Raw genomic sequence first — 25,232 nt, forward strand, 5'->3', positions numbered from 1 at the left:
CCTCAACCCGTGGGCGGACTGACGGCGTCGGCCAGCGCGAGTACGGCCGGGCGGGCCGGGGTGTGGGTGCGTACCTCGATCCGGTGGACGAGCCGGGGTTCCGCGAGCGGGACGACGGCGAGGCCGTCGGGCGCGGCGCCGGTCGCCGGCGCGGCGTGCAGCCCGTGGCCCGCGCGGACGAGCGCCGCCACCGTCTCCGCCGAGCTCCCGGAGTAGGCGGCGCCGCGGCGCAGGCGGATCCGGGCCGCGGCCGCGAGGCCCGACGTCGCGCAGCGGGTGCTGGTCGTGTCGAGCCACCGGGCGTCGGTGAGAGTCGCCAGGTCGAGCCCCGCCCGCCCCGCGAGCGGATGATCGACGGGCAGGAGTACCCCAACGGGTGCCTCGGCCACGAGCCGGACCACGACGTCCGCGCCGGAGCCGGGCAATGGGTCGCGCGGCGCGGCGATCCCGTCGACGACGGCGACGTCCGTGCCGCCGGAGGTGAGAGCGGCGGCCGCGGCGTCGGCGTCGTGCACGACGACGGCGGCCAGCGGGCCGGTCACCGGGACGAGGTGCTCCGTGGCGGGGGTGACGCTCACGGACACGGGCCGGTCGGCGTCGCGCCCGGTCAGCCGCGCGACCGCCGCCTGCGCGGCCCGCTCGTGCGCGAGGATCTGCCGGGCGTGCCGCAGGAACTCCCGGCCGGCGGGCGTGGGGGCGACCGCCGGCCGGCGGGTGAGGAGCGGGGTGCCGGCGGTCTTCTCCAGGCCGGCGACGTGCTGGGAGACGGCCGACTGGGTGAAGCCCAGGCTCGCGGCCGCCCGGGAGAACGACCCGGTCTCGGCGACGGTGACCAGGCTGAGCAGGGCGCGGGTATCCACGCGAGCAGTATCCCCCGGCCTATAAGGAATAGCGATCGGCCGATCGTCGATCATCGTTGGACGTGATGCGCGGCCCGACCGCAGCATGGGTGCATGAACCCCACACGCATCGCCCTGGTCGGGGACCGTTCGACGGCGGTCCGCGCGCACGAGCAGATCCCGCGGATCGCCTCCGCGTACGACGACGTGGACCTGCACTGGCTCCCCACCGAACACCTCGTGCCCGACGACGCGACCGCGTTCGACGGCCTCTGGGTGGTCCCCGGATCCCCGTACGCGGACGAGGACGGGGTCGTCGACGTCATCCGGGCGGCCCGCGTGGCCGGGACGCCGCTGCTCGGCACGTGCGGCGGCTATCAGCACATGGTCCTGGAGTTCGCGCGCGACGTCGTCGGGATCCGGGCGCGGCACGCGGAGAGCTCCGGCGCGGGGGAGGACGGCCCGGCGTCGACCGCGCTCATCACCGAGCTGGCGTGCTCGATGAAGGGCCACAGCGGGCAGGTCGACGTCGTCCCGGGCAGCCGGGCCGCGGTAGTCCTGGGCGAGCGGAGCTTCGAGCGCTTCCACTGCTCCTTCGGACTGACCGCCGCCGACGCCGCGCCTCTGGTCGCGGCCGGGCTGGTCGTGTCCGGGACGAGCCCCGAGGGCGAGCCCCGCGTGGTCGAGCTGCCGGGGGACGCGTTCTGGCTGGGCACCGCCTTCCAGCCCGAGCTTGCGGACGCGCAGCCGCATCCGGTGATCGACGCGTTCGTCACGGCGGCCCGCGAACGGGCGGGCCGTGCGAGCGGTGGAACTGGGAACGGTCCTTGTCGCGCACAGCCTCGGCTGCCTCGCAGCGGCCTCGTGGCTCGCTGAGCACGGGCCGGGTGGCGTGGTGGGCGCGCATGGCGGCAATGCGGTCGGCCCCGGACGGGGTCGACGTCGTCCCGGTGACGATGCTTGCCCCCCCGACAAGAGGTCAGGCCCTGGTCTCCAGGGCACTGACCGGTTCCAGCGGGATCACGAGCGGCGCCCCGCTCACCGGGTCGGGGGTGACGGCGCAGGCGACGCCGAAGACGTCTTCGACCAGCTCGGCGGTGACGACCTCGCGCGGGTGGCCGTGGGCGACGACTTCGCCGTCGCGCATGGCGATGAGATGGTCGGCGTAGCGAGCCGCCTCGTGGAGGTCGTGCAGGACCATGACGACGGTGACGCCGCGTTCGGCGTTGAGGGTCCGCAACAGCCGCAGGACCTCGAGGCGGTGGGCGAGGTCGAGGTAGGTGGTGGGCTCGTCCAGCAGCAGGATGGGTGTCTGCTGGGCGAGGGTCATCGCGATCCAGGCCCGCTGGCGCTGCCCGCCGGAGAGCTCGTCGACCTCCCGGTCGGCGAGTTCGCGCATGCCGGTGGCCTCCAGCGCCTCGTCGACGGCGTCTCGGTCGGCCCTGGTCCAGCGGCCGAACGCGCCCCGGTGGGGGTAGCGGCCCCGGGCGACCAGGTCGGCGACCGTCAACTGCTCGGGGACCGCGTTGGTCTGGGGGAGCAGGCCGAGGTCGTGGGCGAGCGCCCGGGTCGATCGCCGGTGGACGGGTTCGCCGTCGAGCAGGACGGCCCCGGCGCGGGGTGCGAGGACGCGCCCCATCGCGCGCAGCAGGGTGGACTTGCCGCAGCCGTTGGGGCCGACGATGGCGGTGACCGCCCGGTCGGGGACGTCGAGGTCGATGCCGTCGAGGACGGGGCGGGAGCCGTAGGCGACGGTCAGGTGGTCGGCGCGCAGCCGGGGTGGTCGGATCTGGCTCATCGTCTTCCTGTCCGGTGGAGCAGCCATAGCAGGTAGGGGGCGCCGAGCGCGGCGGTGACGACGCCGGCCGCCAGGGAGGTCGGCGCGAACAGGCGCTGGCCGATGATGTCGGCGCCGAGCACCAGCAGAGCGCCGATGAGGACGGCGGCCGTGAGGGTGGCCGCCCGGGTGGGCCCGACGACGCGGCGGGCGATGTGCGGCGCGCCGAGCGCGACGAACGCGATCGGCCCGGCGACGGCGACCGCGATCCCCGCCAGCACGGCGGAGCTGACCAGCAGGGCCGCGCGGGTGTGCCGCACGTGGACGCCCGTGCCGATGGCGAGGTCGTCGCCGAGTTCGAGCAGCGACAGGCGGCGCAGCAGCCAGTACGCGACCGGGAGTGCGACGACGAGGCCGATCGCGGCGGCGGTGACGTGGGCCCAGCTGCGGGCGTGCAGGCTGCCGGCGAGCCAGACCTCGGCGGCGCCGAGCCGCCCGGACGGGAGCCGGGACATGACGAGCGAGACCCCGGCGGCGGCGACGGAGTGGACGCCGATGCCGATCAGCACCAGGCGGCTGCCCGCCGTCGTGCCGCGCCCGCCGAGCAGGTACAGCAGGCCGGTGACGGCCCCGGCTCCGGCCGCTGCGGCGACCGGCAGGCCCAGCGGCGGGACGGCCGCGCCGATGGCGAGGACGGCGGCCAGGCTCGCACCGCCGGTCACGCCGACGACGTCGGGCGAGGCCAGCGGGTTGCGCATGAGCCCCTGCAGCAGGGTTCCGGAGGCGCCGAGGGCCGCGCCGACCAGCAGGGCCGACAGGACTCGCGGCAGGCGCAGCTGCTGGACGACGAAGACCTGGCCGCTCTCGCCCAGCCCCAGGGCCGCCGCGATGACCTGGGGAATCGTGAGATCGCTGGAGCCGAGGGTGAGCGCCCGGGCGGCGAGGAGCGCGGTCAGCGCCAGAAGCACGACGACGGCGGCGAGGCCGCGGACACGGCGTCGTGCGAGGACGGCTGTGGCAGGTGTCATGCGGCGACCCTCCGCTTCATGACGATGCGGATCAGGATCGGCGCGCCGATGACGGCGGTGATGACACCGGCCTGGACCTCGCCCGGCTTGGCGATGATGCGCCCCAGCACGTCCGCGGCCAGCAGCATCACCGGCCCCAGCAGGAGCGAGACGACCAGCAGGAGGCGGTGTCCGCCGCCGACGAGGGAGCGGGCGATGTGCGGGACGGCCAGGCCGATGAACGCGATCGGCCCCGCGACGGCGACCGCGACGGCCGCCAGCAGCAGCGCGGCGATGCCCGCGGCCAGGCGCACCCTGCCGGGGTGCTGGCCGAGCCCGACGGCGGCCTCGTCGCCGAGGGCGAGCGCGTCGAGAGGCCGGGCGAGGAACCAGGCGGCGACCAGGGCCACCGCGACGAGGGGCAGCAGCGGGCCGATGACGGTGACGTCGCGCCCGGCGAGGGACCCGGCCAGCCAGTCGCGGACCTCCTCGGCGGCGAACTCGTTGAGCGTGAGGATCGCGGTGGTCCATGACGACAGCATGGTCGAGACGATCGCCCCCGACAGCGCCAGGCGTACCGGGGACAGGCCGTCGCGCCCCGAGCTCGCCAGCACCAGCGCGATGCCGAATCCGGCGCCGCCGCCGAGGAACGCCGCCCAGACGCCGTGCCCGGCGGGGAGGCCGAGCAGGGCCACGGTGGTCACGACGCCGAACCCGGCCCCGGCGGTGATGCCCAGCAGCGCCGGCGAGGCGAGCGGGTTGCGGGTCGCGCCCTGCAGCAGCACGCCGGAGACGCCGAGGCACGCCCCGGCGATCAGCCCGGCCGCGGTGCGCGGAACGCGCAGGTCCCGCACGATCAGGTGAGACTGGGCGCTGTCCGCCCCGGACAGCGCGTCGACGACGTCCCGGAGCGGGAGGGCGACCGACCCGACCGCGACGCTGGCCGCCAGGGCGGCGGCCAGCGCGAGCACGATCCCCGCGATCACCGCGAGGCGGCGGGTGCGGGTCATTCCTGTCCCAGGAAGTATTCCTCGAGGTCATCGAGCATGGCGTTCGCGGCGCCGATGCCGCCGCCGAGGTTCCAGACGCTCTCGTTGACCTCGCGGACGTTGTCGTTCTCGACCGCCGAGAGCTGCTGCCACAGCTCGGTAGAGGTCCACTGGTCCATGACCTCCTCGGTCTCCTGGCTGCCGCTGGCGGCATACCACTTCTCGGAGACCATGACGAAGATGACGTCGCCGTCCATCTCGGGGATGCGCTCCTCCGAGATCTCGATGAGCTGCTCGGAGGCCTCCCAGTCCTCGACGCGCTGAGCCTCGGGGCGTTCCAGGCCGGCGTCGCGCATCACGGTGCCCGGGAAGCCGGTGAGGTAGATCCGGACCTGGTCGGGCATGAAGCGGACCATCGACGCCTCGGTGTCGCCGAGGCCGGCGGCGTCCAGGCCGTCCGAGATCTCCTGGGCATGCGACTCGTAGTCGGCGAGGATCTGCTCGCCCTCGTCCTCACGGCAGAGCGCCTCGGCCCACAGGGAGACGTTGTCCTTCCAGGCCACGCCGATGGTCTCGGAGAACACGGTCGGCGCGATCTGGGAGAGCTGGTCGTACAGGGCCTCGTGGCGCAGCTTGGAGCCGAGGATGACGTCCGGCTGGAGCGCGGCGATGGCCTCGAGATCGGGTTCGAGCTCCGTACCGAGCACGGTCGCGTCCTCGACCTCGTCGGGCAGGTAGTCGTACCAGTCCTCCGTCCAGGGCTGGACGACGCCGACGGGAGTCACGCCGAGGGCCAGCACCGTGTCGGTCTGGCCCTGCCCGAGGGTGACGACCTTCTCGGGGGTGCAGGGGACATCCGTGGAGCCCATCGCGTGCTCGACGGTGGTCGTCGCGGTTCCCTCGTCGGTCTCGGCGCCCTCGGTGGCGCCACCACAGGCGGACAGGACGAGGGCAAGGGCGGCGGCACTGGACGTCAGGGCGCCGAGGCGGGCGAGTCGCATGGTTCTCCGAATCGATCAAGGGGGTTTCGGTAGGTAAGGCTAACCTCCCTTCGGTGCCGAAACCGCCGCAGATCGCACTCCGGGCGCCGGTGCGGCTGCGTTGTTGGTCACTCCTCGAGGCCCTTGACGGCGGGTGCGCGATCGGTCAGTCCCTCATGCGGTAGAAGCGCCAGAAGTCGTTCTCGATCGGCGCGACCTCGAACGATCTGAATCCGGCCGCGTCGGCCCACCTGGCCACGGTCGGCGCGCGCAGAATCGTGCCGTTGGCCTCGACGGGGTCCTCGGCGAGCGTGGCCGGGAGGCAATGGGTGACCGACCATCCGAACTGGAAGCGCTCGAGCAGATCGGCGGGCGCGGTGAACTTGTCGGCGACGCGCTCGTCACCGACGAGCACCTCGCCTCCCGCGGCCAGCAGGGAGCGGGCGGTGCGCAGGGCGCCGACCGGGTCGCCCATGTCGTGCAACGTCTCGAACATCGTGATCAGGTCGAACGGTCCGTCGGCGGCCAGCGAGGCGGCGTCCGCGGCAGTGAAGCGCACCCGGTCGTCCAGCTGGGCCGCGGTGGCTGCGTGGCGGGCCTCGGTCACCGAGTCGTCGTCGAGGTCGACGCCGAGGACGCTCGCGTCCGGATAGGCGCGTGCCAGCGCGAGCGCCGCCTGCCCGATGCCGCATCCCAGGTCGAGCAGGCGCGGCTTCTCGGCGGCCCGCAGTCGCGCGTCGAGGCCGGGGACGGACGTGAGCCAGTTCGGCAGTTCATGCAGGTACTGCGGGCGGTTGAAGGCGGCGATCCCGCGGCGGATGTCCTCACCGTATTCGGAGTAGGGCACGCCCTCGCCGGTGCGGTACGCCTGTGGCAGGCGGCGCATCACGTCGACGACGCCGCCGAACATCATCACACCGGGTGCGGCGTGGAAGAGGCTGTCGCCGTCGAGCAGCACCTCGGCATGGCCCTCGGGCAGCAGGTAGCGGCGCTCGTCGGCGGGCGCCGTGGGGTCCTCGCACTCGATGTACCCGGCGGCAGCCTGCTGTTCGAGCCACTCGCGGGCGTAGCGCCGGTCGATGTTCGTGGTGTCCGACACCTTGCCCGGAGTCGCCGCGCCGAGGTCCGCGAGTGCTCGGTAGAGCCCGAGCTCGAGGCCCAGGTGGACGCTGACGGTCTCCAGGGAGCGAGTCACATCCTCGATGAGCCGCTCGGCCAGAGCCTCCCGGGGATCCGTGGTTCCGTTCTCGGCCATCGGTCACTCCTTGCTCGTCGATGAGCTGCTCCGTTCATTCTCACAGCCGAAGGAGCCTTCTGCGCGAGTTCAGATGACGTGGACCTCGCGGACCGCAGCCGTCAGTGCGAACCCGACGTCGCGGCCTCGGCGCGGATTCCGTTGATCAGGAGCCTGAGTCCGTACTCGAACTGCTCCTCGGAGCCGACGGCGAACATCTCCTCACCCGGAGGCCGGTCCGGAAGGCCGGCGATCGCCTGGCTGGCCTGCTCCCAGCGGGCGTCGCGGCTGCCGGCCCGCACGTTCATCGCGAGGGCCGCCGCGAGGTAGGCGATGAGTGCCTGCGAGGACCGTACGACGTCGGCCGGGGGCAGGCCCGCCTCGGCCAGGGCGGCGAACAGCCCGGCGCCGAGCCGTCTGCCGTTCTCGCCGAGCGGCGGGCGCGCGGCGACGTGCGCGGCGATGCCGGGGTGGCGCAGCGCCGCGGAGCGGATCGCGAAGGTGATCGCGCGTACCCGCTCGTCCCACGGCGTCGACGGGCCGGGATCCTGTGCGTCGGCGAGCGCGGCGTCGGCGACGGCGTCCAGCAGCGCCTCGCGATGGGCGAAGTGGCGGTACAGCGCCATCGGGTCGCACTCGAGGTCCGCCGCGATGCGGCGCATCGACATCGCCTCGGCGCCCTCGCGGTCGCCGAGCCGCAGCGCGGCGGCCGCGATCATCGCGGGCGTGAGGCGTCCGGACCTGGCCATGTGGCTCCCAACTTCTGACGAACTCGCGCTTCTGACGAACCCGCCAAGTCTACGACGTAGACACCGGCACACCCGTGTGTCTACGCTGTAGACACTCGACCGAAGGAGACCGAAATGCGCATCATCACGGCCGGCAGGGTGGCGGCGCTCGTCCTGAGCGGCGCCACCTTCGCCTTCCTGTTCATCCACGACTCGTGGCGACCGGACAACCTGTTCCTGGTCCCCGACCTCATCCTGTGCGCCACACTCCTGGCCGCCGCGCTCACGCCGTCGCGCTGGGCGGGCCGCGCCCTGCTGTTCGCGTTCGGGCTGACCGCGGGTGTGCTCATGACGTCCGTCGCGTCCTACGCGGTCGACGGCCGGCTCGGCGCCGCGAGCCTGCTCGGGGCGGTCGCGGCCGTGGTCCTCGCCGCGCTGGTCGCCCGGTCGCGACCCGCCCCCACCGCAGGATGACCGTCCGCCGGAGCGTCGTCGTCGAACACTTCGGCGATCCCTCCGTGCTGCGCCTACGCGCGGGCCCGGCGCCCCGGCCCAGGCCGGGGCAGGCGCGGGTGCGGGTGCAGGCGTCGGGCGTGGCGCGGGCCGACGCCCTGATGCGTTCCGGGCGGTACCCCCGCGGACCGAGGCCGCCGTTCGTGCCGGGCTGGGACGTCGCGGGGCGCGTGGAGGAGGTCGGCGCCGGGGTGCCGCCCGAGTGGGTCGGCAGGCGGGTGGTCGCCCTCGTGCTGGCCGGCGGCTACACCAGCCACGCCGTCGTACCGGTGAGCCGCCTGGTCCCCGTCCCGGACGGGGTCGACCTGCACGCGGCGGCGTGCCTGCCGCTGAACTACGTCACGGCGTACCAGCTGCTGCACCGGGTGGCCGGCGTCGGACCGGGGGACCGGGTCCTCGTCCGCGGCGCCTCCGGCGGCGTGGGAACGGCGCTGCTCGACGTCGCTGCGCGGGCGGGCGCGGTCACGTTCGGAAGCGCCTCGGCGAGCGGCCGGGACGTCGTCAGGTCGTTCGGCGCGGAGTACGTCGAGGACACGCCGGCCGGTCTCCGGGAGATCACACCCGACGTCGTCCTCGACTCGATCGGCGGCGACGGCCTGACCCGCTCGATGCGGGCGCTGTCCGACGGCGGTCTGCTCGTGTCCTTCGGGTTCTCGGCGGGGTCGGGCCGACGGGACCTGCTGCGTCACGCGGCACGGATCATCGGCTGGTCGGCACTGCCGGACGGCAGGCGGGTCCGGACCTACCGGCTGAGCGCCGCGGCGCGCCGCGCGCCGGACCAGGTGCGCGACGACCTCGCCACGCTCCTGCGCCACCTCGCCACCGGTGACCTCCGGCCACTGGCGGCCGGCACGTTCTCCCTGGACCGTGCCGCCGACGCCCACCGCGCGCTGGAGGACCGCACCGTCCGCGGCAAGCTCCTGCTCACGCCCTGAGCGACGGGCGGACGCGTCCTCGTGGAGATTCAGCCGCGAGTTCGGGTCAGCTGCCGCTCGACCTTGCGGTGCAACTCCTCGCCGAACGCGACGACCGCGATGTCCCCGACCCGCGACGGCGTCGTGGCGAGGGTCTCGACGGCGATACGGACGGCGTCGTCGAGCGGCCAGCCGTAGCTGCCGGCGCTGACGAGCGGGACCGCGAGCGTGCTCGCGCCCAGCTCGTCGGCCGTCTCCAGGACGCGCCGGTAGCACGACACGAGGAGCTCCGGGTCGCGCTCGCCGCGGTTCCAGTTCGGCCCCACCGTGTGGATCACCCAGCGCGCCGGCAGGTCTCCCGCGGTGGTCCAGCCGGAGTCGCCCGTCGGCAGCCCGTCCGGGAACCGCCGGCGGCAGTCGGCGAGCACCTCCGGCCCGCCCGCGCGATGGATCGCGCCGTCGACCCCGCCACCGCCCCGCATCGCGCGGTTCGCCGCGTTCACGACGGCGTCGGCATGCTGCTCGGTGATGTCACCGCGGACGGCCCGGATCGTGGTCACGGAACGATTGTCCCAGGCCGGCGACGCATCACCGGGATGAACACCGGCCGACCGGCGATTCGCCCAGATCGCACTCCTGCCATCGCAGGCTGGTGCAACGGATATGCCGCGGACCAGGGAGGTCGTGCAGGTCGGCGGAACGGCGCGTCCCGTGATTACCTGGCAGGACTGACAACCACCCGACCGCACCAGTGAACGGAGACCGACATGATCGGTCACATCGGCAACGGCCACGTCGTCGTCGTCGGCGTCGACGGTTCCCCGGACAGCAGCGTCGCTCTCGACTGGGCCGCGACCGAGGCCCAGGTCAGGGAGGCGGACCTGCACGTCCTGTACGGCCTCCACACGCCCGTCAGGGTGGGGCCCGACGGCGCCCCGACCGTCGTGCCCGCGCTGGACGACCTCCGCCTCACGGGCGAGGGCGTCCTCGCCGACGCCCGGCGGCAGGTGGCCGAGCGGGCACCCGACGTGCGGGTGGAGACCCGGCTCGACCTCCGTCCGCCGATCGAGGCACTGCTGCAGGCAGCGAAGGAGGATGCGGCGCTCCTCGTCGTGGGAACGCGAGGACTCGGCACCGCCGCGGCCATCGCGCTGGGCTCCGTGAGCGGCCACGTCGTCATACACGCCGCCTGCCCGACGGTCGTGGTGCCGTCGCCGGACGAGGTACCCCCGGACGACGGGTCGATCGTCGTCGGGGTCGACGGATCGGAGCACAGCGACGCCGCCCTGCGGTTCGCGCTGCGCGAGGCGAACCTGCGGTCCGCCAGGATCGTCGCGGTGCACGCCTATCGCGCACAGGCGCCGACCCTCCCGTTCTTCGACCCCGGCCACACGGACGTCGCCGTCGAGGCCGGCCGGCAGCACGTCCAGGCGGAGGTCCGCGCCGAGTCGATGGTTCGCCAGATGGTCGCGCACGCCGCGCAGGAGGTGGGGGGCGAACCCGACTTCGGTGTGCGGGTCGTGGAAGGCCACTCGAGCGACCTGCTCGTCGAGCTGGCGCGCGACGCCGCGCTCACCGTCGTCGGAACGCGCGGCCGTGGCGACTTCCGGGCGGCGCTGCTGGGATCGGTCAGCCGCGACGTGCTCTCCCACGCGCGCCGTCCCGTCGCCGTCGTGCGGGCCGGGGCGTCCTGACCTCGAGGAGACGGTCGTCGTCGGGCCCGGGGCTGCCGCGGCCGTCCGTGTTGTTCGTCAGGAACCACAGGCCGCCGTCGGGTGACACCGTGACGTCGCGGAGCCGCCCGTACTCTCCCGCGTAGTACTCGGCGGACCCGGACGGCTCGGCGACCGGTACCGCGCGGAGCACCGAGCCGCGCAGGTTGGCGACGAAGATCGTGCCGTCCGCGATCGTGATACCGCTCGGGCTCGCGACGGCGGGATCCCACTGCTGCACCGGGTCGACGTACCGGTCGTCGTCGGCGATGCCCTCGACGACCGGCCAGCCGTAGTTGCCGCCGGGCGTGATGACGTTCAGCTCGTCCCACGTGTTCTGCCCGAACTCGGACGAGAACATCGTCCCGTCCTCCGCCCAGGCGATGCCCTGCGGGTTGCGGTGGCCGTAGGAGTGGACCAGCGACCCGTCGAAGGGGTTGTCGCCGGGGACGTCGCCGTCGGGCGTCATGCGCAGGATCTTCCCGGCCAGGCTGTCCCGGTCCTGCGCGGCGTCCGCGTTCCCGGCGTCGCCCGTGGTGACGTAGAGCATGCCGTCCGGCCCGAAGGCGATGCGCCCGCCGTTGTGGAAGTTCGCGGACGGGATCCCGTCGAGGATCGTCTCGGCCGGTCCGAGCCCGAGCGCACCGGGCTCGCCCGTGAGCGCGAACCGCTGGACGCGGTTGCCGCCCGCGCCGGTCGAGTAGGCGTAGAGGCGGTCCTCGTCGTCGACGGCGAGCCCGAGCAGGCCGCCTTCGCCGTTGGGGCTGATGCCCTCGACGGTGCCGGCGACCCGTGTGCCGCCGTCGTCGAGCAGCTCCAGCACACGGGCGCTGTCGCGCTCGCTGATCAGCGCTGTCGTGCCCGTGAACGCGACCGACCACGGGGCGGCGAGCCCGGTCGTCACCGCCTGGGGCTCGCCGGCCGACGCCTCTAGCGGGCCGGCCGACGTCGTGGAGCCCGACGGCGTCGCGGGGGTGGCGCCCCCGTCCGGTGCGGTGACCCCGCAGCCGGCGATCGCGACGCCCACGGCGGCGGTGAGCACGAGTGCGAGGGGGGTCTTCCGGGGGACGGTCATCGTTCTCCTCGGGGAAGTCGTCGCCGGTGGCCGGGTCGGTGGCCGAGTCTAGGCGCTGCTGGCGACGGCGGAGGAGGTGGTCGGGGTCGGGGTTCGGTCAAGGTCCGAGTCCAGGTGTGGGCTCCGGACGGCCGGTGGCCACGCCCCGGTGACCTGCCGCATGTGCGGGTGATTGGTTGGGAACGATCCGCAGATGCGGCATCATAGGCCGTATGGAGTACCGGATCGCGGAAGCGGCAGAGCTGCTCGGTGTCAGCGACGACACGATGCGGCGCTGGGCCGACGCCGGGCGCGTCGCGACCGGAACCCGGAACGGCCGCACGGTGATCCCCGGCGCCCCTTTGGCGGAGTTGGCCGCGTCACTCGTCGACACAGGCGAGCACGCGCGCACCCGCGGCGGCTCCGTGAGCGCCCGCAACCGGATGACGGGACTCGTCACCCGCGTCACCAAGGACACCGTGATGGCCCAGATCGAGATGGTCTGCGGCCCGTACCGGATGGTCTCCCTGATGAGCGCGGAGGCGGCCACGGAACTCGGGCTGGAGCCGGGCGTCCGCGCCATCGCCTCGGTGAAGGCGACGAACGTCGTCGTGGAGCGTCCGCGATGAGGGATACCGGCGCGGTCGAGGGCCGGTGGGGCGGGCGTGTCTGGGCCGGAGGGCTGAGTGGGGTGCTCGCCGTCGTGGTGGCGGGGTGTTCCGGGGGAGGGGGTGGGGGCGGGGAGAGCCTCCAGGTGCTCGCCGCGGCTTCGCTCACCGACGTGTTCACCGAGCTCGGGGAGCGGTTCGAGGCGTCGCACGACGGCGTCGACGTCGAGTTCTCCTTCGGCTCCAGCACCGACCTCGCCGCACAGGCCGCCGACGGCGCCCCCGGCGACGTTCTCGCCACCGCCGACGAGGACGCGATGGCGATCGCGATCGCCGCCGGCGTCGCCGCGACCCCCACCCTCATCGCGACGAACACGCTGGTCGTCGTCACGCCACGCGACAACCCGGCAGGTGTCGGGTCCCTCGACGACCTGACCGGCACCACCTGGGTGCGCTGCGCCGACCAGGCGCCCTGCGGCAAGGCGGCGCGCGCCGTCCTGGAGGACGCCGGGGTCACCGCCCGGCCGGCGAGCCTCGAGGAGGACGTCCGCGCCTCCCTCGACAAGGTCGTCTCCGGCGAGGCGGACGCCGCGCTCGTCTACGCCACCGACGCCGCCTCCGCGGGCGACGCCGTCACCACCGTCGACATCCCGGAAGCGGAGCGCGAGCGCAACTCCTACCTCCTCGTGGTCCTCGACCAGACGCGCGACGCCGACCTCGCCAAGGAATGGACCGACTTCGTGACCGGCCCGGCCGGCGAGCGCGTCCTCACCGAGGCGGGGTTCACCACGCCATGACGGAGACACTGCGCGACCCCCTCGGCCGCGCTCCCCTCGTGCTGCTGATCCCCGCCGCGCTCGCGGTGCTGCTGCTCGTGACCCCGCTGGTCACGATGGTCGCGGCCACCGATCCCGCGAGCCTGGCCGTGGCGCTCGGCTCCGAGGCCGTCCGCGAGGCCCTGTGGCTCTCGGTCGTCACCTCCACCGCCGCGATCGTGATCTGCCTGGTGCTCGGGCTGCCGCTCGCCTGGGTGCTCGCACGGGTCGACTTCCCCGGACGCCGGCTGGTGCGGTCGCTCGTCATCGTCCCGATGGTGCTGCCGCCCGTCGTCGCCGGCATCGCCCTGCGGACGGCGTTCGGCCGCTCCGGTTTCCTCGGGGAGCCGCTGCTGGGAGTCACCGGGTTCGCGTTCCCGTACACCACCTGGGGTGTCGTGCTCGCGCACGTGTTCGTGGCGCTGCCGTTCGTTGTCGTCAGCATGGAGGGCGGCCTGCGCGCCGCGGGCCCGGTGCACGACGCCGCCGCGGCGACCCTCGGCGCGTCCCGCTGGCTCACGTTCCGCCGCGTCACCGTGCCGCTCGCGCTTCCCGGCATCGCCGCCGCCCTCGTCCTCGGCTGGGCCCGTTCGCTCGGCGAGTTCGGCGCCACCATCACTTTCAACGGGAACTATCCCGGCGTGACCCAGACCATGCCGACCCTGATCTACGTCGAGCGGCAGGCCGACACCGACGCCGTCCTCGCGCTCAGCCTCGTCATGCTCGTGGTCTCGGTCGGGGTGCTCGTCGCCCTGCGGGATCGCTGGCTGGTGACGGCATGAGCGGGCGCGCCGGCCTGTCGGCGCGGCTGGCCGTTCCCGGGCGTCTGGACGTCGAGCTCGCGGCCGCGCCCGGGGACGTCGTCGCCGTCGTCGGCCCCAACGGGGCGGGGAAGACCACGCTCGTGCAGGCGCTCGCGGGACTGCAGCCCGTGGGCGGGGCGGTGCGGCTCGGCGGGACCGAGCTGACGCGGCTGCCGCCCCAGCAGCGCCACGTCGGGGTCGTGTTCCAGGACCGGCGGCTGTTCCCGCACCTCAGCGCGCTGGAGAACGTGGCGTTCGGACCGCGGGCGCGGGGGATCGCGGCCGGGCGGGCGCGCCTCGTCGCCCGCGACTGGCTCGATCGCCTCGGGGTCGGCGACCTGGCCGAACGCCGGCCGGGGGAGCTGTCCGGCGGTCAGGCGCAGCGGGTCGCGATCGCCCGGGCGCTCGCCACGGACCCCGCCCTCCTGCTCCTCGACGAGCCGTTCACCGGGCTCGACGTCGGTGTCGCCGCCGCGCTCCGGGTCGAGCTCGCCGGGCATCTCGCGGAGTACGCCGGCGTCACGGTCCTCGTGACCCACGACGCGATCGACGCCCTCACCCTCGCGACCACGGTCGCGGTGCTCGACGGCGGCCGGCTGATCCAGGCGGGGCCGCCCCACGAGGTCGCCGCGCGGCCCCGCACCGAGCATGTCGCCCGGCTGGTGGGGCTCAACGTGATCCGCGAGGGCGACCGTTTCCGCGCGTTCTCGCCGTCGGCGGTGACGGTCTCCGTGCACCTGCCGGACGACTCGACGCGCAACCGCTGGCCCGGCACCGTCCGGAGCGCTGCCCCACACGGCGATGCGGTCCGCCTGCAGGTGCACGGCACCCACGACCTCATCGCCGACGTCACCCCCGCCGCGACCCGGGAGCTGGGCCTGGCCCCGGGCCGCGAGGTCTGGCTGTCGGTCAAGGAGACGGCGATCACGACGTACTGAGTGATGCGAGCCGGCGAGTGGTCCGGCCGGCGGGCCGGCGAGTGGTCGGCTCGTTGTCGGATGATCGGCCCCCCGAGCGACCGATCATCCGACAACGAGCCGACCTCGCGTGAAAAGTGTGCCAAGCGCGGAGCGCCCCGCAGCTTGGGGCGCACTTGTGGGTCAGGCCGTGACGACCTTGAGGTCCGTGGGGACGTTGCCGCGCGTCGCGTTCGAGTAGGGGCAGACCTCGTGGGCGGCGGCGACGAGGCGCTCCGCCACCGGCTGCTCCACGCCGCCGATCTCGACCGTGAGCACGGCCTCCAGGGCGAAGCCGCCCGCCTCGTTCGGGCCGATGCCGACCTCGGCGGTGACGGCCGTGTCGCTGATCGGGGCCTTCTCCCGGCGCGCCACGAGCTTGAGCGCGCTGTGGAAGCAGGCCGCCCAGCCCGCGGCGAAGAGCTGCTCCGGGTTGGTCGCGCCGCCGGTGCCGCCGAGCTCCTTCTGGACGGCGAGGTCGACGTCGAGCAGGCCGTCCGACGTGACGGCGCGGCCGTCGCGGCCGTCGCCCGTGGCGGTGGCCGAGGCGGTGTAGAGAGCGGGCATGGGTCCTCCATCATTAGTAGAAAGAACGGTCGTTCTGCTTGCGGGCCTCACTACACCCTGGAAGGCAGCGCCATGTCAAGAAGACGCGGCTACCGTGGAGACATGACCACCCACGCACCGGGCACGACGGCGGCACGTCCGTCCGCCGCACGTGACCGCCTCCTCCGCACGGCGTCCGAGCTGTTCTACGCCGACGGCGTGCGCGGCGTGGGCGTGGAGCGCGTGGTCGCCGAGGCGTCGGTCACGCGCGCGACCTTCTACCGGCACTTCGCCGGGAAGGAAGCCCTGGTGGTCGCCTACATCGAGGCGACCGACGCGGCGATACGGGCGCATGCCGGCGAACCGCCGTCAGACTCACCCGAGAGCGCGGCGACGTGGCTCTCGGCAGTGACGGATCTGGTGGGGGAGACGTTGTGCGCCCCCGGCTTCCGGGGCTGCGCGTTCATCAACGCGGCCGCGGAGTACCCGGACCCGGACAGCCCCGTGCGCCGGGCCGTGCAGGCGCACCGCGGCTGGCTGCTCGGCGCGGTCACCGAGGCGCTGCGGGGTGCGGGACATCCGGAACCGGCCGGGGCGGGCCGGCGCTGGATGGCGATGCGCGACGGCGCGATGGTGGCCGGCTACCTCGGCGACCCGGCCGAGGCGCGGGCCACCCTGCGCGCCGGCGTCCGGGACCTGATCTCCGAGGCCGCCTGACCGGCCGACAGCGAGGGGAGCGGCGAGGGCAGAGCCGGGAATCCGGGCTCGTCGTCGTCCTCCTCGGGCACGGCCGGGATGCGATCCGGCCAGTGCAGGACCGTCAGCGAGACGCACACCGCGATGAAGCCCATCAGCCAGCCCGCCGGGATGTCGCTGAGCCAGTGGTACCCCATCCAGGCCACGAGCGGCCCGTTCACGGCGAGCAGCGCGACGACGACCACGACCCCCCGGCGGAACCGGCGCGGGTCCGGGCGGAGCCCCGCCGATCCGTACAGCAGGAACACGACCATCGTCGCGGTGAACGCCGTGTTGGCGGCGTGCCCGGACGGGAACGCCTGCCCTCCGGCGTGCAGCAGGTCGACCCCGGTCACCGGGCTCGAGCGCCCGAGGCCGAACTTCACCGGGTAGCCGATCGCCGCGATCGTCGCGAGGCCCGCGATCACGGCGTACAGCGGCCGCAGCCCGCCGCGCCGGTACGCGACCAGCGCGCTCGCACCCATGACGACCGGGACCGTCGCCCAGCGCTCACCGGTGACGAACGCCTGGACCTCGAGGAACGTGGCCGCCCCGCCCTGGGCCCGGCGGGCGTACACCCACTCGCGGGCGACCCAGTCCCACGCGATGAAGGGCCCGGCCGAGATCACCTGGAGCACCATCCACACGAACGCCAGCACGAGGACGACGCCGACGGTCGCCGGGGCGACCCACGGCTGCGGCACGGCGCCGCTCCGGGCGGAGTACACGATCGTCGCGGACCGCGCCCTCGGGGGCAGCCCCCGTCCTGGCGCGCCACTGTAAGCCGCGCTGTGCGCCCCCTGAATTCGCCACATCGCCCGTGATCCTATGGTCGATTTCACCCGCTCGCCCCAGCTTGTGCCCGGGTCGCACGAGAGATTCACAATGGCTCGATAATGGTTATCGCGCCGTGATGTTCGCAGGTCGTCAAAGTGCTGTGGGTCACTGGCGCGGGAATTTGAGAAACTTGGTGTCATGCCCCCTCGCCCGCACGTGCTCCTGTCGGTCGCGGTGTCCCTCGACGGATACATCGACGACGCCGGCACCGAGCGGCTCCTGCTCTCCGACGGCGCGGACTTCGACCGCGTCGACGACGAGCGGGCGCAGGCGGACGCGATCCTCGTCGGCGCCGGCACGATCCGCGCGGACGATCCCCGCCTGGAGGTGCGGTCGGAGGAACGCCGCGCGAAGCGCGCCGCCGGCTCGCGGCCCGAGACCCCGATCAAGGTCACCGTCACGGCCGGCGGCGACCTCGCCCCGGGATCCCGGTTCTTCACCGGCGACGTCCGCAAGATCGTCTACACCACCGACGCCGCCGTCGGCGACGTGCGCGCTCGTCTCGGCCCCGTGGCCGACGTCGTCCCCCTCGGGCCGCGCATCGATCCGGCCGCGATCCTGTCCGACCTCGGCGCCCGCGGCGTCGAACGGCTGATGGTCGAGGGCGGCGGCCGCGTCCACACCCTGTTCCTCACGGCGGGCCTGGTCGACGAACTGCACGTCGTGCTCGCCCCGTTCTTCGTCGGCGACGCCGCCGCCCCGCGATTCACCGGACCGGGTGCCTTCCCACAGGGGCCCGGGCGGCCGATGACGCTGCTCGAGGCCCGCCCCATGGGAGACCTGGTCCTGCTGCGCTACGCCCCGGGAGCCGCGCCATGACCGCCACACCCGCCGACCGGGAACTCCTGCTCGAGGCGATCGCGCTGGCGCACCGGTGCCCGCCGTCGCGCACGGCCTTCAGCGTCGGCGCGATCATCGTGGCCGACGACGGCGACGAGCTCGGCCGCGGCTGGTCGCGCCGCCACGACCTGACGGAGCACGCCGAGGAGGCCGCGCTCGCGGACGTGTCCGGCGCGGACCACGACCGGCTGCCTACCGCCACGATCTATACCTCGCTCGAACCGTGCAGCGCGCGCGCCTCCCGTCCCGTGACCTGCACGGAGCACATCCTGGCGACGGGCATCGGCCGGATCGTGTACGCGTGGTCCGAGCCCGCCCTGTTCGTGGACGGGCACGGCGCCGGGATTCTCCGGCAGGCCGGCCGCACGGTCACCCAGATCCCCGACCTGGCCGAGGCGGCCCGCGAACCGAACCTCCACCTGCTCGGCTGAAGCCTATGTGGTCTCGGCGACGATCTGCTCGACCTCGTCGGCGAGGGCGGCCCGGTCCGCCGGGACCAGGCCGATGCGGGTGCGGCGGTCCAGGACGTCGTCGGCGTCGAGGGCGCCCTCGTGCGTGATCGCCCACTCGATCTCGGCCCGCGCGATCCGCAGGTGCCCGACGGCGGCCGCGGCCGAGCGGGTGCGTGCCTCGCCGACGACCCGGTGTGCCTCGGTGCCGTGCCGCGCCACGACGCCGGCCCACAGCTCCGGGTCCATCCCGGACGGAAGCGGGCCCTGCGCCGAGCCCAGGGCTCCCACCAGCGGGAGCGAGGGGGTGCGGCACGGAGCTGCCGTCAACCCGGCGTGCCGCACCGCCAGGTCGACCGCGTCCTCGGCCATCTGCCGGTAGGTGGTGAGCTTGCCGCCCAGCACGTTCACCGCGCCCGTGCCCGCCGAGACCCGCACGAGGTGGCGCCGGGACACGTCGGCGGTGCCGCGCCCGCTGCCGTCCGTGTCGACCAGCGGCCGGAGCCCCGCATACGCGCCGACGACGTCGTCGCTGGTGAGCGGCACCTCCAGCACGCGTGAGACGGTGCGGAGCAGGAACTCGATCTCGGCCGGCGTCGGTTCGGCGACGTCGGGCACCGGGCCGAACGCCTCCTCGTCCGTGAGCCCGACGAACACACGACCGTGCTGCTGCGGCAGCGCGAACACGAACCGGCTGACCGAACCTGGCAGCGGCACCATCAGCCCGACGCCCGGGTCGCCCAGGCGCGCCGCGGGGATCACGATGTGCGTGCCCCGGCTCGGCCGTAGTCGCACCGACGGGTCGACCCTGCCCGCCCACACGCCGGTCGCATTGATCACCGCGCGGGCCTGGACGCTCAGGCTCTGGCCGGTGACGGCGCAGGTCAGGTCGGCGCCGTCGGACCGGATGCGCTCGGCGCGCGTCCGGGTCAGCACCCGCGTGCCCAGCCCCGCCGCGGTGCGGGCGAGCGCCACGACGAGCCTCGCGTCGTCCACGAGCTGCCCGTCGTGACCGAGGAGTCCGCCGCGCAGGCCGCCGGACGCCAGGGCGGGAGCGAGCCGGAGCGCCTCGCCGGCGCTCGTGCGGCGCCAGGAGGGCAGGGCCGACGACGGCGTCCGGGCGCTCCGGCGCAGCAGGTCGCCCAGCGACATCCCGATCGCGGAGGCCGCGACCTGCCCGGCGGACAGCGCCGGGAGCACGGGCACGAGCTGACCCAGCGGGCGCACCAGGTGCGGGGCGATCCGCGTCATGAGCAGGTGACGTTCGCGGGCACTCTCGCGGGCGACACCGACGTCGCCCGTCGCGAGATAGCGCAGCCCGCCGTGCACGAGCTTCGAGCTGAAGCGCGACGTGCCCCAGGCCAGGTCGCGCGCCTCGACCAGCGCCACGGACAGGCCGCGCGACGCGGCGTCGAGCGCGACGCCCGCACCGGTCACGCCGCCCCCGACGACGAGCACGTCGACCCCGGAGGAGGCCACCTCGTCGAGCTCGCGAGCGCGGCGGGCGGCGTTCAGCGCGCGCCGCGTCACGGCCGCAGGTACGAGTCGAGGGCGTGGGCCAGTTCGGCGCGCCAGGCGTCCGGGTCGACGAGGTCGGCGACCGTCGGGCCGGAGAGCAGTGCGCCCTGGGAGAGGATCAGCACCATCAGGGCCATGTCGTGCGGATCGCCCCGACGCACGGTCCCGCCGGCCTGCGCGGTGGCGAGCGCGGCGGCGATCCACTCGTGGATGACGCGCTGCGACCGCCCGATGCGTTGCAGCGTGTACCGGGTGAACACCTCGGGCTCGCGCCGCATCAGCCGCCGGAACACCGGGTCGGCCCGGAACAGGTCGCCGAACTCCAGCACCCCCGCCACGATCGCGACCCGGTCGGGCGCCTCGGCGTCGCGGCCGGTCGCGGTCCCGGACCGGCGTCGCGCGTTCCGGCTCGCCCGGGTCACGAGGAGCTGGGCGCGGTGGCCGAGCAGCGCGCGGACGACGTCGTCGGACGACCGGAAGCGCCGGTAGACCGTGGGCCGGCTGACCTCGGCCTCCCGGGCGAGCTCCGCGATCGTCAGTCCCTTCAGGCCGCGCGTGGCGACCAGGCGTCCCGCCGCGTCGAGGAGCCGCACGCCGATCGCGTCAGGTGCGTCGGGTGCGGGTGCGGGATGCTCGTTACGGACTGACATGATGTGTAACACTGTAATCCATGACGGAGAACAGTGAAGTCCCCGACATGCGCTGGGACGGCTGGGGCGATCCTGCCAAGGCCGCCGAGAGGCTGCCAGGCGGCGTCAAGCTCCTGCTCACCGCCGTGCTCGGGCACCGTCCGAGGCGGACCGAGCAGCTCCTGCTCGGCGACGTCGAACTCACCACCCCGGAGCTCGACGCCGCGGACGTGCAGGCGCTGGCGGCCGCTGTCGGGCCCGAGCACGTGCGCACCGACCACGACGCGCGCGTGCTGCACGCGGGCGGCAAGTCGACCCCGGACCTGCTGCGTCGCCGGGCACGCGAGCAGGCCGCGCCCGGCGCCGTCGTGCTGCCGGGCAGCGAGGCGGGCGTCGGCGCCGTGCTGCGGATCGCGGCCGGGCGAGGGCTCGCCGTCGTCCCGTTCGGCGGCGGGACCGCCGTCACCGGAGGACTGGGGCCCGACGCCGGGAACCACCGTGGCGTGATCAGCCTCGACCTGCGGCGGCTCGCGGGCCTGGAACGGCTCGACGAGGTGTCCGGCGAGGCGACCTTCTGGGCCGGCACGCGCGCGCCCGACGCCGAGGCCGCACTCGCGGAGCGCGGGTTCGAGCTGGGTCACTTCCCGCAGAGCTTCGAGTTCGCGTCGCTCGGCGGGTTCGCGGCGATGCGCTCGTCGGGCCAGAACTCGGCCGGGCACGGGCGGTTCGACGCCATGGTGACGGGCCTGCGGGTCGTCACGCCCACCGGGACCCTGGACCTCGGGCGGGCGCCGGGATCCGCGGCGGGGCCGGACCTGGTGCGGACGTTTCTCGGCTCCGAGGGCGCGTTCGGGGTCATCACGCAGGTGCGGCTGCGGGTGCACGAGACCCCGGCCGAACGGTACTTCGACGCCTTCACGTTCGCCGGCTTCCGCTCGGGAGCCGACGCGCTGCGTCGGGTGGCGCAGGCCGGGACCGGGCCGACCGTGATCCGGCTGTCCGACGAGGCGGAGACCGCCGTCTCGCTCGCGCAGGTGGGAAGCATCGGCAAGGCGCTGAGCAAGGGGTGCACCGCGGTGGTGCTGCACGAGGGACCCGCGGACCTGGCCCGCGCCCGGCGGGACGCGACCGCCGCCGTGCTGACCGCGGCGGGCGGGCGGCCGGCGTCGCGCAGGCTCGCCGAGTCCTGGGACCACGGCCGGTTCGGCGCGCCCTACCTGCGCGACACCTTGCTGGAGCACGGGGTGTTCGCGGAGACGCTGGAGACGGCCACGACCTGGGCCGACCTCCAGGTGCTGCGGACCGCGGTCACCGAGGCCCTGACCGAGGGGCTCGGCGCGGCGGGCGCGAAGCATCGCATCCTGTCCCACGTGTCCCACGTGTACCCGACGGGAGCGTCGCTGTACTTCACCGTCGTGGCAGGGCTGGCCGGCGACATGGCCGCCGCGTGGGAACCGGTCAAGGCGCGCGTCAACGACGCGATCATGGCCGCGGGCGGGACCATCTCGCACCACCACGGCGTCGGGACGGACCACGCCCCGTGGCTGGAGCACGAGATCGGCGAGCACGGCCTGCGCATCCTCCGGGCGATCAAGCAGGAGCTGGACCCGGCGGGCATCATGAACCCGGGCACGCTCCTGCCGCGGGCGTGAGCCGGCCGCCGGTGCCCGTAGGATCGGGCGCGTGAAGCAAGTTCCGACCGGCATGGCGTGGCTCGGAGGCGTGTCCGCCGTCCTGCTCGCCCTCGGCACGTGGCAGGTCGCGGTGTCCGGGCCGTTCGTCGCGGCCGACTGGGAGTACCACGTCTGGGCGGACGCCAACCTCCCGGCCGGGCCGGTGAAGTGGCTCCTGGACGCGTTCGCCACCATCACCGGCGAGCGCCTCGTCACGGTTCCGGTGCTCGGTGTCCTCGCCGGCTGGCAGGCGCTGCGCGGGCGGGACTGGCGGCCGCTGGTCGCGGTGCTGGCGGGGCTCCTGGTCGTCGCGGTGGTGGGCTACTCGCTCAAGTTCGGCCTCGGCCGCACGATGCCGCACACCGGCATCGACGTGCTGTTGGGCGGCGGGCGGGCGTGGCCGTCGGGGCATGCCGCGAATGCCGCGTACACCTGGGCGATGGCCGGGATCCTGCTCATCGGCGAGCGGGGCCTGTGGCCGCGGCGGGTGTGGCTCGCGCCCTGGATGGTGGTGAGCGGCGTCGTCGTGATCTTCTCCGGCTGGATCATGGTCCGTGTCGACTACCACTGGATCAGCGACGTCCCGGGCGGGTGGGTGGTCGGGCTCCTGGCGCTGGCGGTGGCGGTCACCGTCCTTCACGGCGATCCGCCGATCCCGATGCGCGCCCCCTGGGCTCTCCGCCTGCGCTCGAGGTTGTTCGACGCCGCTCGTCGCTGACGCCCCGCAGCCCCGGCATCCTGTCCGGATCGTGACTTGCGGGCGACCGGATTTTGGTCCTTGTTCCGCTAGCATCCACGAGTGCCCTTGTGCGGGGCATCACAAGACCAGGTCCACGCGGATCCACCCGGAAGGGAGCGGCATGGACGACAGCGGGCACATCGCGGTGCTCGTCAATCCTGCGTCGCGGCGTGGCGCGGGAGTCGAGCAGGCGGGCGCGGTGGTCGGCCGGCTCGCCGAGCGCGGCGCCACGGTCCGCACCTATCAGGGTGCCGGTCGTGAGGACACGGCCCGCCTCGCGAAGGAGGCGGTCGCGGCCGGGCCGGACGTGCTGGCGGTCGTGGGTGGCGACGGCACGATCGCCGCCGTCCTGCCGCACCTGATCGGCACCGGCGTGCCGCTCGCCGTCGTCGGCGGGGGAACGGGCAACGACCTCGCCCGGATGCACGGCATCCCGCCGGGCCCGCGGGACGCGGCCGACGTCGTGCTCGACGGTGACCGCCGGCTCGTCGACACCGGCACCATCACCGGCGACGACGGCAGCGTCACTCCCTTCGCGACGATCGCCTGCGCGGGGTTCGACTCGCGGGCCAACGAGCGGATCAACCGGATGCGCCGCCCGAAGGGCGCCGCGCGGTACACCCTGGGCACGTACCTCGAACTGCTCGGGCTGCGCACGTTCACCTACCGGCTCGTGCCCGACAGCGACGGCGAGCCGGTCGAGGTCCCCGGCCACCTGCTCGCGGTCGGCAACACGCGTTACTACGGCGGCGGTCGCCCCATCCTTCCCGGCGCCGACCCGCGTGACGGCCTTCTCGACCTCACGCTCGTCGAGGCGGTGGGCCGCCTCGGGCTGATCGGCCTGGACACGCCGATCAAGCGGGGCGAGCACCTGGGCCGCCCGGGCGTCCGTTCGCTGCGCGCGGCCTCCGTGCGTGTCGAGGCCGACCAGGAGCTGGTCATGTACGCCGACGGCGAGCCCGTGGGGCCGCTGCCCGTCACCGTGACGGCACACCACCGGACCCTCATGCTCTGCCTGCCACGGGACGGAGGACGACCATGACAGAACTCGGGCGCACGCCCGGAGCCGCCCGCCTGCCCGGACCCGGTGGACCCGCGCTGCGGCTGGCGGACGTGCACGACCGGCCCCTGCTCTCCGAGACGACGTCGGCCGCCGACCCCGACCAGGTGTACTCGCGGCTGAGGAAGCGCTGGGGGGCGATCGCTCCCGTCGACCTGGAGCCCGGCGTGCCGGCCTGGCTGGTGCTCGGGCACGCCGAGGTGGTCGCCGTCATGCGCGACGACCGCACCTTCGTCAAGGACCCCTCCACCTGGCGCGGGCACGAGGACGAGCTGCTGGGCCCCCACTCCGGGCTGCGCCCGCTGATCTCCCGCGCCCGGCAGCACACCGCGATCCATCAGGACGGCGCCGAGCACATGCGGCTGCGCGCCCCGATCGACGACGCCCTGGAGCAGGTCGACGAGATCCGCACCGCCGTCGTCGTGCGCCGCCTGTGCACGATGCTCATCCAGCGGTTCGAGCGGCGCGGCCGGGCGGACCTCGTCGCCGAGTACGCCGCCGCCGTGCCCTTCCTCGTCATGTCCGAGCTGGCGGGATACGACCCCGAGGACGCCCAGCGCATCCAGGAGATCATCCAGGCCATCTTCGAGACGGGCCCGGACGCGAGGGAACTGCGCAAGGAGCTCGGCGGGATCGTCCGTTCGCACCTCGCCCGCAGCGCGGAACGCGACACGCGGGACATCGCCGGGGTGCTGGCCCGCCACCCGGCGTTCCAGGACGACCTCGAACGGGCGCAGACGCTGATCGCCCTCACGTCGATCGCGAGCACGTCCCTGCTCTCCTGGGTCGCGCAGACCCTCACCCTGGTCCTGACGGACGAGCGCTTCTCGAACCGCCTGCGCGGCGGCCGGCTGAACATCGACGACGCCCTCGACGAGGTGCTGTGGCGCTCGACCCCCAACCCGAACATGGTGCCGCGGTACGCCACGCGCGACGTCCTGCTCGACGACAAGCTCATCGAGCGGGGCGAAGCAGTCGTGATGTCCGTGCACGCCGCGAACCACGACCCCGCGATCCTCCCCGACGACCAGTGGGAGGAGATCGGCAACCGTGCCCACCTCTCCTTCGGCGGCGGGCCGCACGCCTGCCCCGCACCCCGGCTCGCGCGCGTCATCGCGCGGATCGCCGCCGAGACGCTCGTGCGGCGCCTGCACGTGTCGTTCGACGGCGACCCGGCCGGCCTCGAGTGGGCGCCGTCACCCTGGCTGCGCTACCCCGCCCGGCTGCCCGTCACCTTCCCCGTTCCCCGCAGAACAGACGACGAAAGGTAGGCACAG

The 25,232-nt window shown here is 74.1% G+C and carries 28 protein-coding genes; 15 read left to right on the plus strand and 13 right to left on the minus strand.

The features are described from left to right. Positions 1-2: 2 nt before the first annotated feature. Positions 3-860 (minus strand): LysR family transcriptional regulator, encoded by an 858-nt coding sequence (locus ACYVK5_RS16125; protein WP_460706783.1) that lies wholly within the window; start codon positions 858-860, stop codon positions 3-5. A 93-nt stretch (positions 861-953) separates the two neighbouring features. On the opposite strand from ACYVK5_RS16125, the gene ACYVK5_RS16130 reads away from it, so the two are divergent. Beyond that, a complete protein-coding gene (locus ACYVK5_RS16130; protein ID WP_460706785.1) occupies positions 954-1,715 on the plus strand; it encodes a glutamine amidotransferase-related protein in 762 nt (253 codons plus the stop codon). Between the two features lie 103 nt (positions 1,716-1,818). Here ACYVK5_RS16130 and ACYVK5_RS16135 read toward each other — a convergent pair whose 3' ends face one another. The 6 genes from ACYVK5_RS16135 to ACYVK5_RS16160 form a co-directional block, all read right to left on the minus strand. Then, positions 1,819-2,637 carry an ABC transporter ATP-binding protein gene (locus tag ACYVK5_RS16135; protein WP_460706787.1) on the minus strand — a complete coding sequence of 273 codons (819 nt, stop codon included), beginning with the start codon at positions 2,635-2,637 and terminating at the stop codon, positions 1,819-1,821. After that, positions 2,634-3,644, minus strand: coding sequence for a FecCD family ABC transporter permease (locus ACYVK5_RS16140; RefSeq protein WP_460706789.1), 1,011 nt, complete (start codon positions 3,642-3,644; stop codon positions 2,634-2,636). The genes ACYVK5_RS16135 and ACYVK5_RS16140 overlap by 4 nt, the downstream gene beginning before the upstream one ends. Continuing rightward, complete coding sequence (locus ACYVK5_RS16145; protein WP_460706791.1) at positions 3,641-4,633, minus strand: FecCD family ABC transporter permease; 993 nt, start codon at positions 4,631-4,633, stop codon at positions 3,641-3,643. Before ACYVK5_RS16145 ends, ACYVK5_RS16140 begins: the two co-directional genes overlap by 4 nt. After that, positions 4,630-5,613, minus strand: coding sequence for an ABC transporter substrate-binding protein (locus ACYVK5_RS16150; protein WP_460706793.1), 984 nt, complete (start codon positions 5,611-5,613; stop codon positions 4,630-4,632). Before ACYVK5_RS16150 ends, ACYVK5_RS16145 begins: the two co-directional genes overlap by 4 nt. A 145-nt stretch (positions 5,614-5,758) precedes the next feature. Then, a complete protein-coding gene (locus tag ACYVK5_RS16155; RefSeq protein ID WP_460706795.1) occupies positions 5,759-6,847 on the minus strand; it encodes a class I SAM-dependent methyltransferase in 1,089 nt (362 codons plus the stop codon). A 101-nt stretch (positions 6,848-6,948) separates the two neighbouring features. Then, positions 6,949-7,575, minus strand: a complete 627-nt coding sequence (locus tag ACYVK5_RS16160; RefSeq protein WP_460706797.1) for a TetR/AcrR family transcriptional regulator — start codon at positions 7,573-7,575, stop codon at positions 6,949-6,951. Positions 7,576-7,689: 114 nt separating this feature from the next. Here ACYVK5_RS16160 and ACYVK5_RS16165 point away from each other — a divergent pair, with 114 nt between their 5' ends. Further along, positions 7,690-8,028 (plus strand): hypothetical protein, encoded by a 339-nt coding sequence (locus ACYVK5_RS16165; RefSeq protein WP_460706799.1) that lies wholly within the window; start codon positions 7,690-7,692, stop codon positions 8,026-8,028. Continuing rightward, positions 8,025-9,002 (plus strand): zinc-binding dehydrogenase, encoded by a 978-nt coding sequence (locus tag ACYVK5_RS16170; RefSeq protein WP_460706800.1) that lies wholly within the window; start codon positions 8,025-8,027, stop codon positions 9,000-9,002. Before ACYVK5_RS16165 ends, ACYVK5_RS16170 begins: the two co-directional genes overlap by 4 nt. Positions 9,003-9,031: 29 nt before the next feature. Here ACYVK5_RS16170 and ACYVK5_RS16175 read toward each other — a convergent pair whose 3' ends face one another. Further along, entirely contained in the window at positions 9,032-9,541 is a 510-nt protein-coding gene (locus ACYVK5_RS16175) for an O-acetyl-ADP-ribose deacetylase (RefSeq protein ID WP_460706803.1), read from the minus strand. A 207-nt stretch (positions 9,542-9,748) separates the two neighbouring features. Here ACYVK5_RS16175 and ACYVK5_RS16180 point away from each other — a divergent pair, with 207 nt between their 5' ends. Continuing rightward, positions 9,749-10,675 carry a universal stress protein gene (locus ACYVK5_RS16180; protein ID WP_460706805.1) on the plus strand — a complete coding sequence of 309 codons (927 nt, stop codon included), beginning with the start codon at positions 9,749-9,751 and terminating at the stop codon, positions 10,673-10,675. On the opposite strand, the gene ACYVK5_RS16185 is transcribed toward ACYVK5_RS16180, so the two are convergent. Next, positions 10,611-11,768, minus strand: a complete 1,158-nt coding sequence (locus ACYVK5_RS16185; RefSeq protein WP_460706807.1) for a PQQ-dependent sugar dehydrogenase — start codon at positions 11,766-11,768, stop codon at positions 10,611-10,613. The two genes, ACYVK5_RS16180 and ACYVK5_RS16185, sit on opposite strands and share 65 nt — an antisense overlap. Before the next feature lie 212 nt (positions 11,769-11,980). On the opposite strand from ACYVK5_RS16185, the gene ACYVK5_RS16190 reads away from it, so the two are divergent. The 4 genes from ACYVK5_RS16190 to ACYVK5_RS16205 are packed head-to-tail and all read left to right on the plus strand — an operon-like array spanning position 11,981 to position 14,911. Next, positions 11,981-12,376 carry a TOBE domain-containing protein gene (locus ACYVK5_RS16190; RefSeq protein ID WP_460706809.1) on the plus strand — a complete coding sequence of 132 codons (396 nt, stop codon included), beginning with the start codon at positions 11,981-11,983 and terminating at the stop codon, positions 12,374-12,376. After that, entirely contained in the window at positions 12,373-13,152 is a 780-nt protein-coding gene (modA, locus tag ACYVK5_RS16195) for a molybdate ABC transporter substrate-binding protein (RefSeq protein ID WP_460706811.1), read from the plus strand. Before ACYVK5_RS16190 ends, modA begins: the two co-directional genes overlap by 4 nt. After that, positions 13,149-13,952: an ABC transporter permease gene (locus ACYVK5_RS16200; protein WP_460706813.1), complete on the plus strand. Its 804-nt coding sequence runs from the start codon at positions 13,149-13,151 to the stop codon at positions 13,950-13,952. The genes modA and ACYVK5_RS16200 overlap by 4 nt, the downstream gene beginning before the upstream one ends. Beyond that, entirely contained in the window at positions 13,949-14,911 is a 963-nt protein-coding gene (locus ACYVK5_RS16205; protein ID WP_460706815.1) for an ABC transporter ATP-binding protein, read from the plus strand. Before ACYVK5_RS16200 ends, ACYVK5_RS16205 begins: the two co-directional genes overlap by 4 nt. 162 nt (positions 14,912-15,073) lie before the next feature. Here the strand turns inward: ACYVK5_RS16205 and ACYVK5_RS16210 are convergent, their stop codons facing one another. Further along, positions 15,074-15,496 (minus strand): organic hydroperoxide resistance protein, encoded by a 423-nt coding sequence (locus ACYVK5_RS16210; RefSeq protein WP_460706817.1) that lies wholly within the window; start codon positions 15,494-15,496, stop codon positions 15,074-15,076. Positions 15,497-15,598: 102 nt separating this feature from the next. Between ACYVK5_RS16210 and ACYVK5_RS16215 the strand changes: the two genes are divergently transcribed. Beyond that, positions 15,599-16,192, plus strand: coding sequence for a TetR/AcrR family transcriptional regulator (locus ACYVK5_RS16215; protein ID WP_460706819.1), 594 nt, complete (start codon positions 15,599-15,601; stop codon positions 16,190-16,192). On the opposite strand, the gene ACYVK5_RS16220 is transcribed toward ACYVK5_RS16215, so the two are convergent. Continuing rightward, positions 16,117-16,914: a phosphatase PAP2 family protein gene (locus ACYVK5_RS16220; protein ID WP_460706821.1), complete on the minus strand. Its 798-nt coding sequence runs from the start codon at positions 16,912-16,914 to the stop codon at positions 16,117-16,119. The genes ACYVK5_RS16215 and ACYVK5_RS16220 overlap by 76 nt on opposite strands. A gap of 271 nt (positions 16,915-17,185) precedes the next feature. On the opposite strand from ACYVK5_RS16220, the gene ACYVK5_RS16225 reads away from it, so the two are divergent. Next, complete coding sequence (locus tag ACYVK5_RS16225) at positions 17,186-17,866, plus strand: RibD family protein (RefSeq protein ID WP_460706823.1); 681 nt, start codon at positions 17,186-17,188, stop codon at positions 17,864-17,866. Then, complete coding sequence (locus ACYVK5_RS16230) at positions 17,863-18,318, plus strand: cytidine/deoxycytidylate deaminase family protein (protein WP_460706825.1); 456 nt, start codon at positions 17,863-17,865, stop codon at positions 18,316-18,318. The genes ACYVK5_RS16225 and ACYVK5_RS16230 overlap by 4 nt, the downstream gene beginning before the upstream one ends. 3 nt (positions 18,319-18,321) lie before the next feature. Here ACYVK5_RS16230 and ACYVK5_RS16235 read toward each other — a convergent pair whose 3' ends face one another. Both ACYVK5_RS16235 and ACYVK5_RS16240 read right to left on the minus strand, forming a co-directional pair. Next, the gene (locus tag ACYVK5_RS16235; protein WP_460706827.1) at positions 18,322-19,866 is read right to left on the minus strand and encodes a glycerol-3-phosphate dehydrogenase/oxidase; all 1,545 of its coding nucleotides are present in this window, start codon (positions 19,864-19,866) and stop codon (positions 18,322-18,324) included. Beyond that, entirely contained in the window at positions 19,863-20,504 is a 642-nt protein-coding gene (locus ACYVK5_RS16240; protein WP_460706829.1) for a TetR/AcrR family transcriptional regulator, read from the minus strand. Before ACYVK5_RS16240 ends, ACYVK5_RS16235 begins: the two co-directional genes overlap by 4 nt. Before the next feature lie 20 nt (positions 20,505-20,524). Between ACYVK5_RS16240 and ACYVK5_RS16245 the strand changes: the two genes are divergently transcribed. The 4 genes from ACYVK5_RS16245 (at position 20,525) to ACYVK5_RS16260 (ending at position 25,226) form a co-directional block, all read left to right on the plus strand. Next, complete coding sequence (locus tag ACYVK5_RS16245) at positions 20,525-22,135, plus strand: FAD-binding oxidoreductase (RefSeq protein ID WP_460706831.1); 1,611 nt, start codon at positions 20,525-20,527, stop codon at positions 22,133-22,135. 31 nt (positions 22,136-22,166) lie between these two features. Further along, complete coding sequence (locus ACYVK5_RS16250; protein ID WP_460706833.1) at positions 22,167-22,874, plus strand: phosphatase PAP2 family protein; 708 nt, start codon at positions 22,167-22,169, stop codon at positions 22,872-22,874. Between the two features lie 142 nt (positions 22,875-23,016). After that, positions 23,017-23,937 carry a diacylglycerol/lipid kinase family protein gene (locus ACYVK5_RS16255; RefSeq protein ID WP_460706835.1) on the plus strand — a complete coding sequence of 307 codons (921 nt, stop codon included), beginning with the start codon at positions 23,017-23,019 and terminating at the stop codon, positions 23,935-23,937. After that, the gene (locus tag ACYVK5_RS16260) at positions 23,934-25,226 is read left to right on the plus strand and encodes a cytochrome P450 (RefSeq protein WP_460706837.1); all 1,293 of its coding nucleotides are present in this window, start codon (positions 23,934-23,936) and stop codon (positions 25,224-25,226) included. Before ACYVK5_RS16255 ends, ACYVK5_RS16260 begins: the two co-directional genes overlap by 4 nt. Positions 25,227-25,232 lie beyond the last annotated feature (6 nt).

Source organism: Myceligenerans halotolerans (assembly GCF_054782975.1).

What these genes read in the sequence shown, in the direction of transcription:
- ACYVK5_RS16130 (WP_460706785.1), top strand. Translation starts at nt 954, where the DNA reads ATGAACCCCACACGCATCGCCCTGGTCGGGGACCGTTCGACGGCGGTC.
- ACYVK5_RS16135 (WP_460706787.1), bottom strand. Translation starts at nt 2,637, where the DNA reads ATGAGCCAGATCCGACCACCCCGGCTGCGCGCCGACCACCTGACCGTC.
- ACYVK5_RS16140 (WP_460706789.1), bottom strand. Translation starts at nt 3,644, where the DNA reads ATGACACCTGCCACAGCCGTCCTCGCACGACGCCGTGTCCGCGGCCTC.
- ACYVK5_RS16145 (WP_460706791.1), bottom strand. Translation starts at nt 4,633, where the DNA reads ATGACCCGCACCCGCCGCCTCGCGGTGATCGCGGGGATCGTGCTCGCG.
- ACYVK5_RS16150 (WP_460706793.1), bottom strand. Translation starts at nt 5,613, where the DNA reads ATGCGACTCGCCCGCCTCGGCGCCCTGACGTCCAGTGCCGCCGCCCTT.
- ACYVK5_RS16155 (WP_460706795.1), bottom strand. Translation starts at nt 6,847, where the DNA reads ATGGCCGAGAACGGAACCACGGATCCCCGGGAGGCTCTGGCCGAGCGG.
- ACYVK5_RS16160 (WP_460706797.1), bottom strand. Translation starts at nt 7,575, where the DNA reads ATGGCCAGGTCCGGACGCCTCACGCCCGCGATGATCGCGGCCGCCGCG.
- ACYVK5_RS16165 (WP_460706799.1), top strand. Translation starts at nt 7,690, where the DNA reads ATGCGCATCATCACGGCCGGCAGGGTGGCGGCGCTCGTCCTGAGCGGC.
- ACYVK5_RS16170 (WP_460706800.1), top strand. Translation starts at nt 8,025, where the DNA reads ATGACCGTCCGCCGGAGCGTCGTCGTCGAACACTTCGGCGATCCCTCC.
- ACYVK5_RS16180 (WP_460706805.1), top strand. Translation starts at nt 9,749, where the DNA reads ATGATCGGTCACATCGGCAACGGCCACGTCGTCGTCGTCGGCGTCGAC.
- ACYVK5_RS16185 (WP_460706807.1), bottom strand. Translation starts at nt 11,768, where the DNA reads ATGACCGTCCCCCGGAAGACCCCCCTCGCACTCGTGCTCACCGCCGCC.
- ACYVK5_RS16190 (WP_460706809.1), top strand. Translation starts at nt 11,981, where the DNA reads ATGGAGTACCGGATCGCGGAAGCGGCAGAGCTGCTCGGTGTCAGCGAC.
- modA (WP_460706811.1), top strand. Translation starts at nt 12,373, where the DNA reads ATGAGGGATACCGGCGCGGTCGAGGGCCGGTGGGGCGGGCGTGTCTGG.
- ACYVK5_RS16200 (WP_460706813.1), top strand. Translation starts at nt 13,149, where the DNA reads ATGACGGAGACACTGCGCGACCCCCTCGGCCGCGCTCCCCTCGTGCTG.
- ACYVK5_RS16205 (WP_460706815.1), top strand. Translation starts at nt 13,949, where the DNA reads ATGAGCGGGCGCGCCGGCCTGTCGGCGCGGCTGGCCGTTCCCGGGCGT.
- ACYVK5_RS16210 (WP_460706817.1), bottom strand. Translation starts at nt 15,496, where the DNA reads ATGCCCGCTCTCTACACCGCCTCGGCCACCGCCACGGGCGACGGCCGC.
- ACYVK5_RS16215 (WP_460706819.1), top strand. Translation starts at nt 15,599, where the DNA reads ATGACCACCCACGCACCGGGCACGACGGCGGCACGTCCGTCCGCCGCA.
- ACYVK5_RS16225 (WP_460706823.1), top strand. Translation starts at nt 17,186, where the DNA reads ATGCCCCCTCGCCCGCACGTGCTCCTGTCGGTCGCGGTGTCCCTCGAC.
- ACYVK5_RS16230 (WP_460706825.1), top strand. Translation starts at nt 17,863, where the DNA reads ATGACCGCCACACCCGCCGACCGGGAACTCCTGCTCGAGGCGATCGCG.
- ACYVK5_RS16240 (WP_460706829.1), bottom strand. Translation starts at nt 20,504, where the DNA reads ATGTCAGTCCGTAACGAGCATCCCGCACCCGCACCCGACGCACCTGAC.
- ACYVK5_RS16245 (WP_460706831.1), top strand. Translation starts at nt 20,525, where the DNA reads ATGACGGAGAACAGTGAAGTCCCCGACATGCGCTGGGACGGCTGGGGC.
- ACYVK5_RS16255 (WP_460706835.1), top strand. Translation starts at nt 23,017, where the DNA reads ATGGACGACAGCGGGCACATCGCGGTGCTCGTCAATCCTGCGTCGCGG.
- ACYVK5_RS16260 (WP_460706837.1), top strand. Translation starts at nt 23,934, where the DNA reads ATGACAGAACTCGGGCGCACGCCCGGAGCCGCCCGCCTGCCCGGACCC.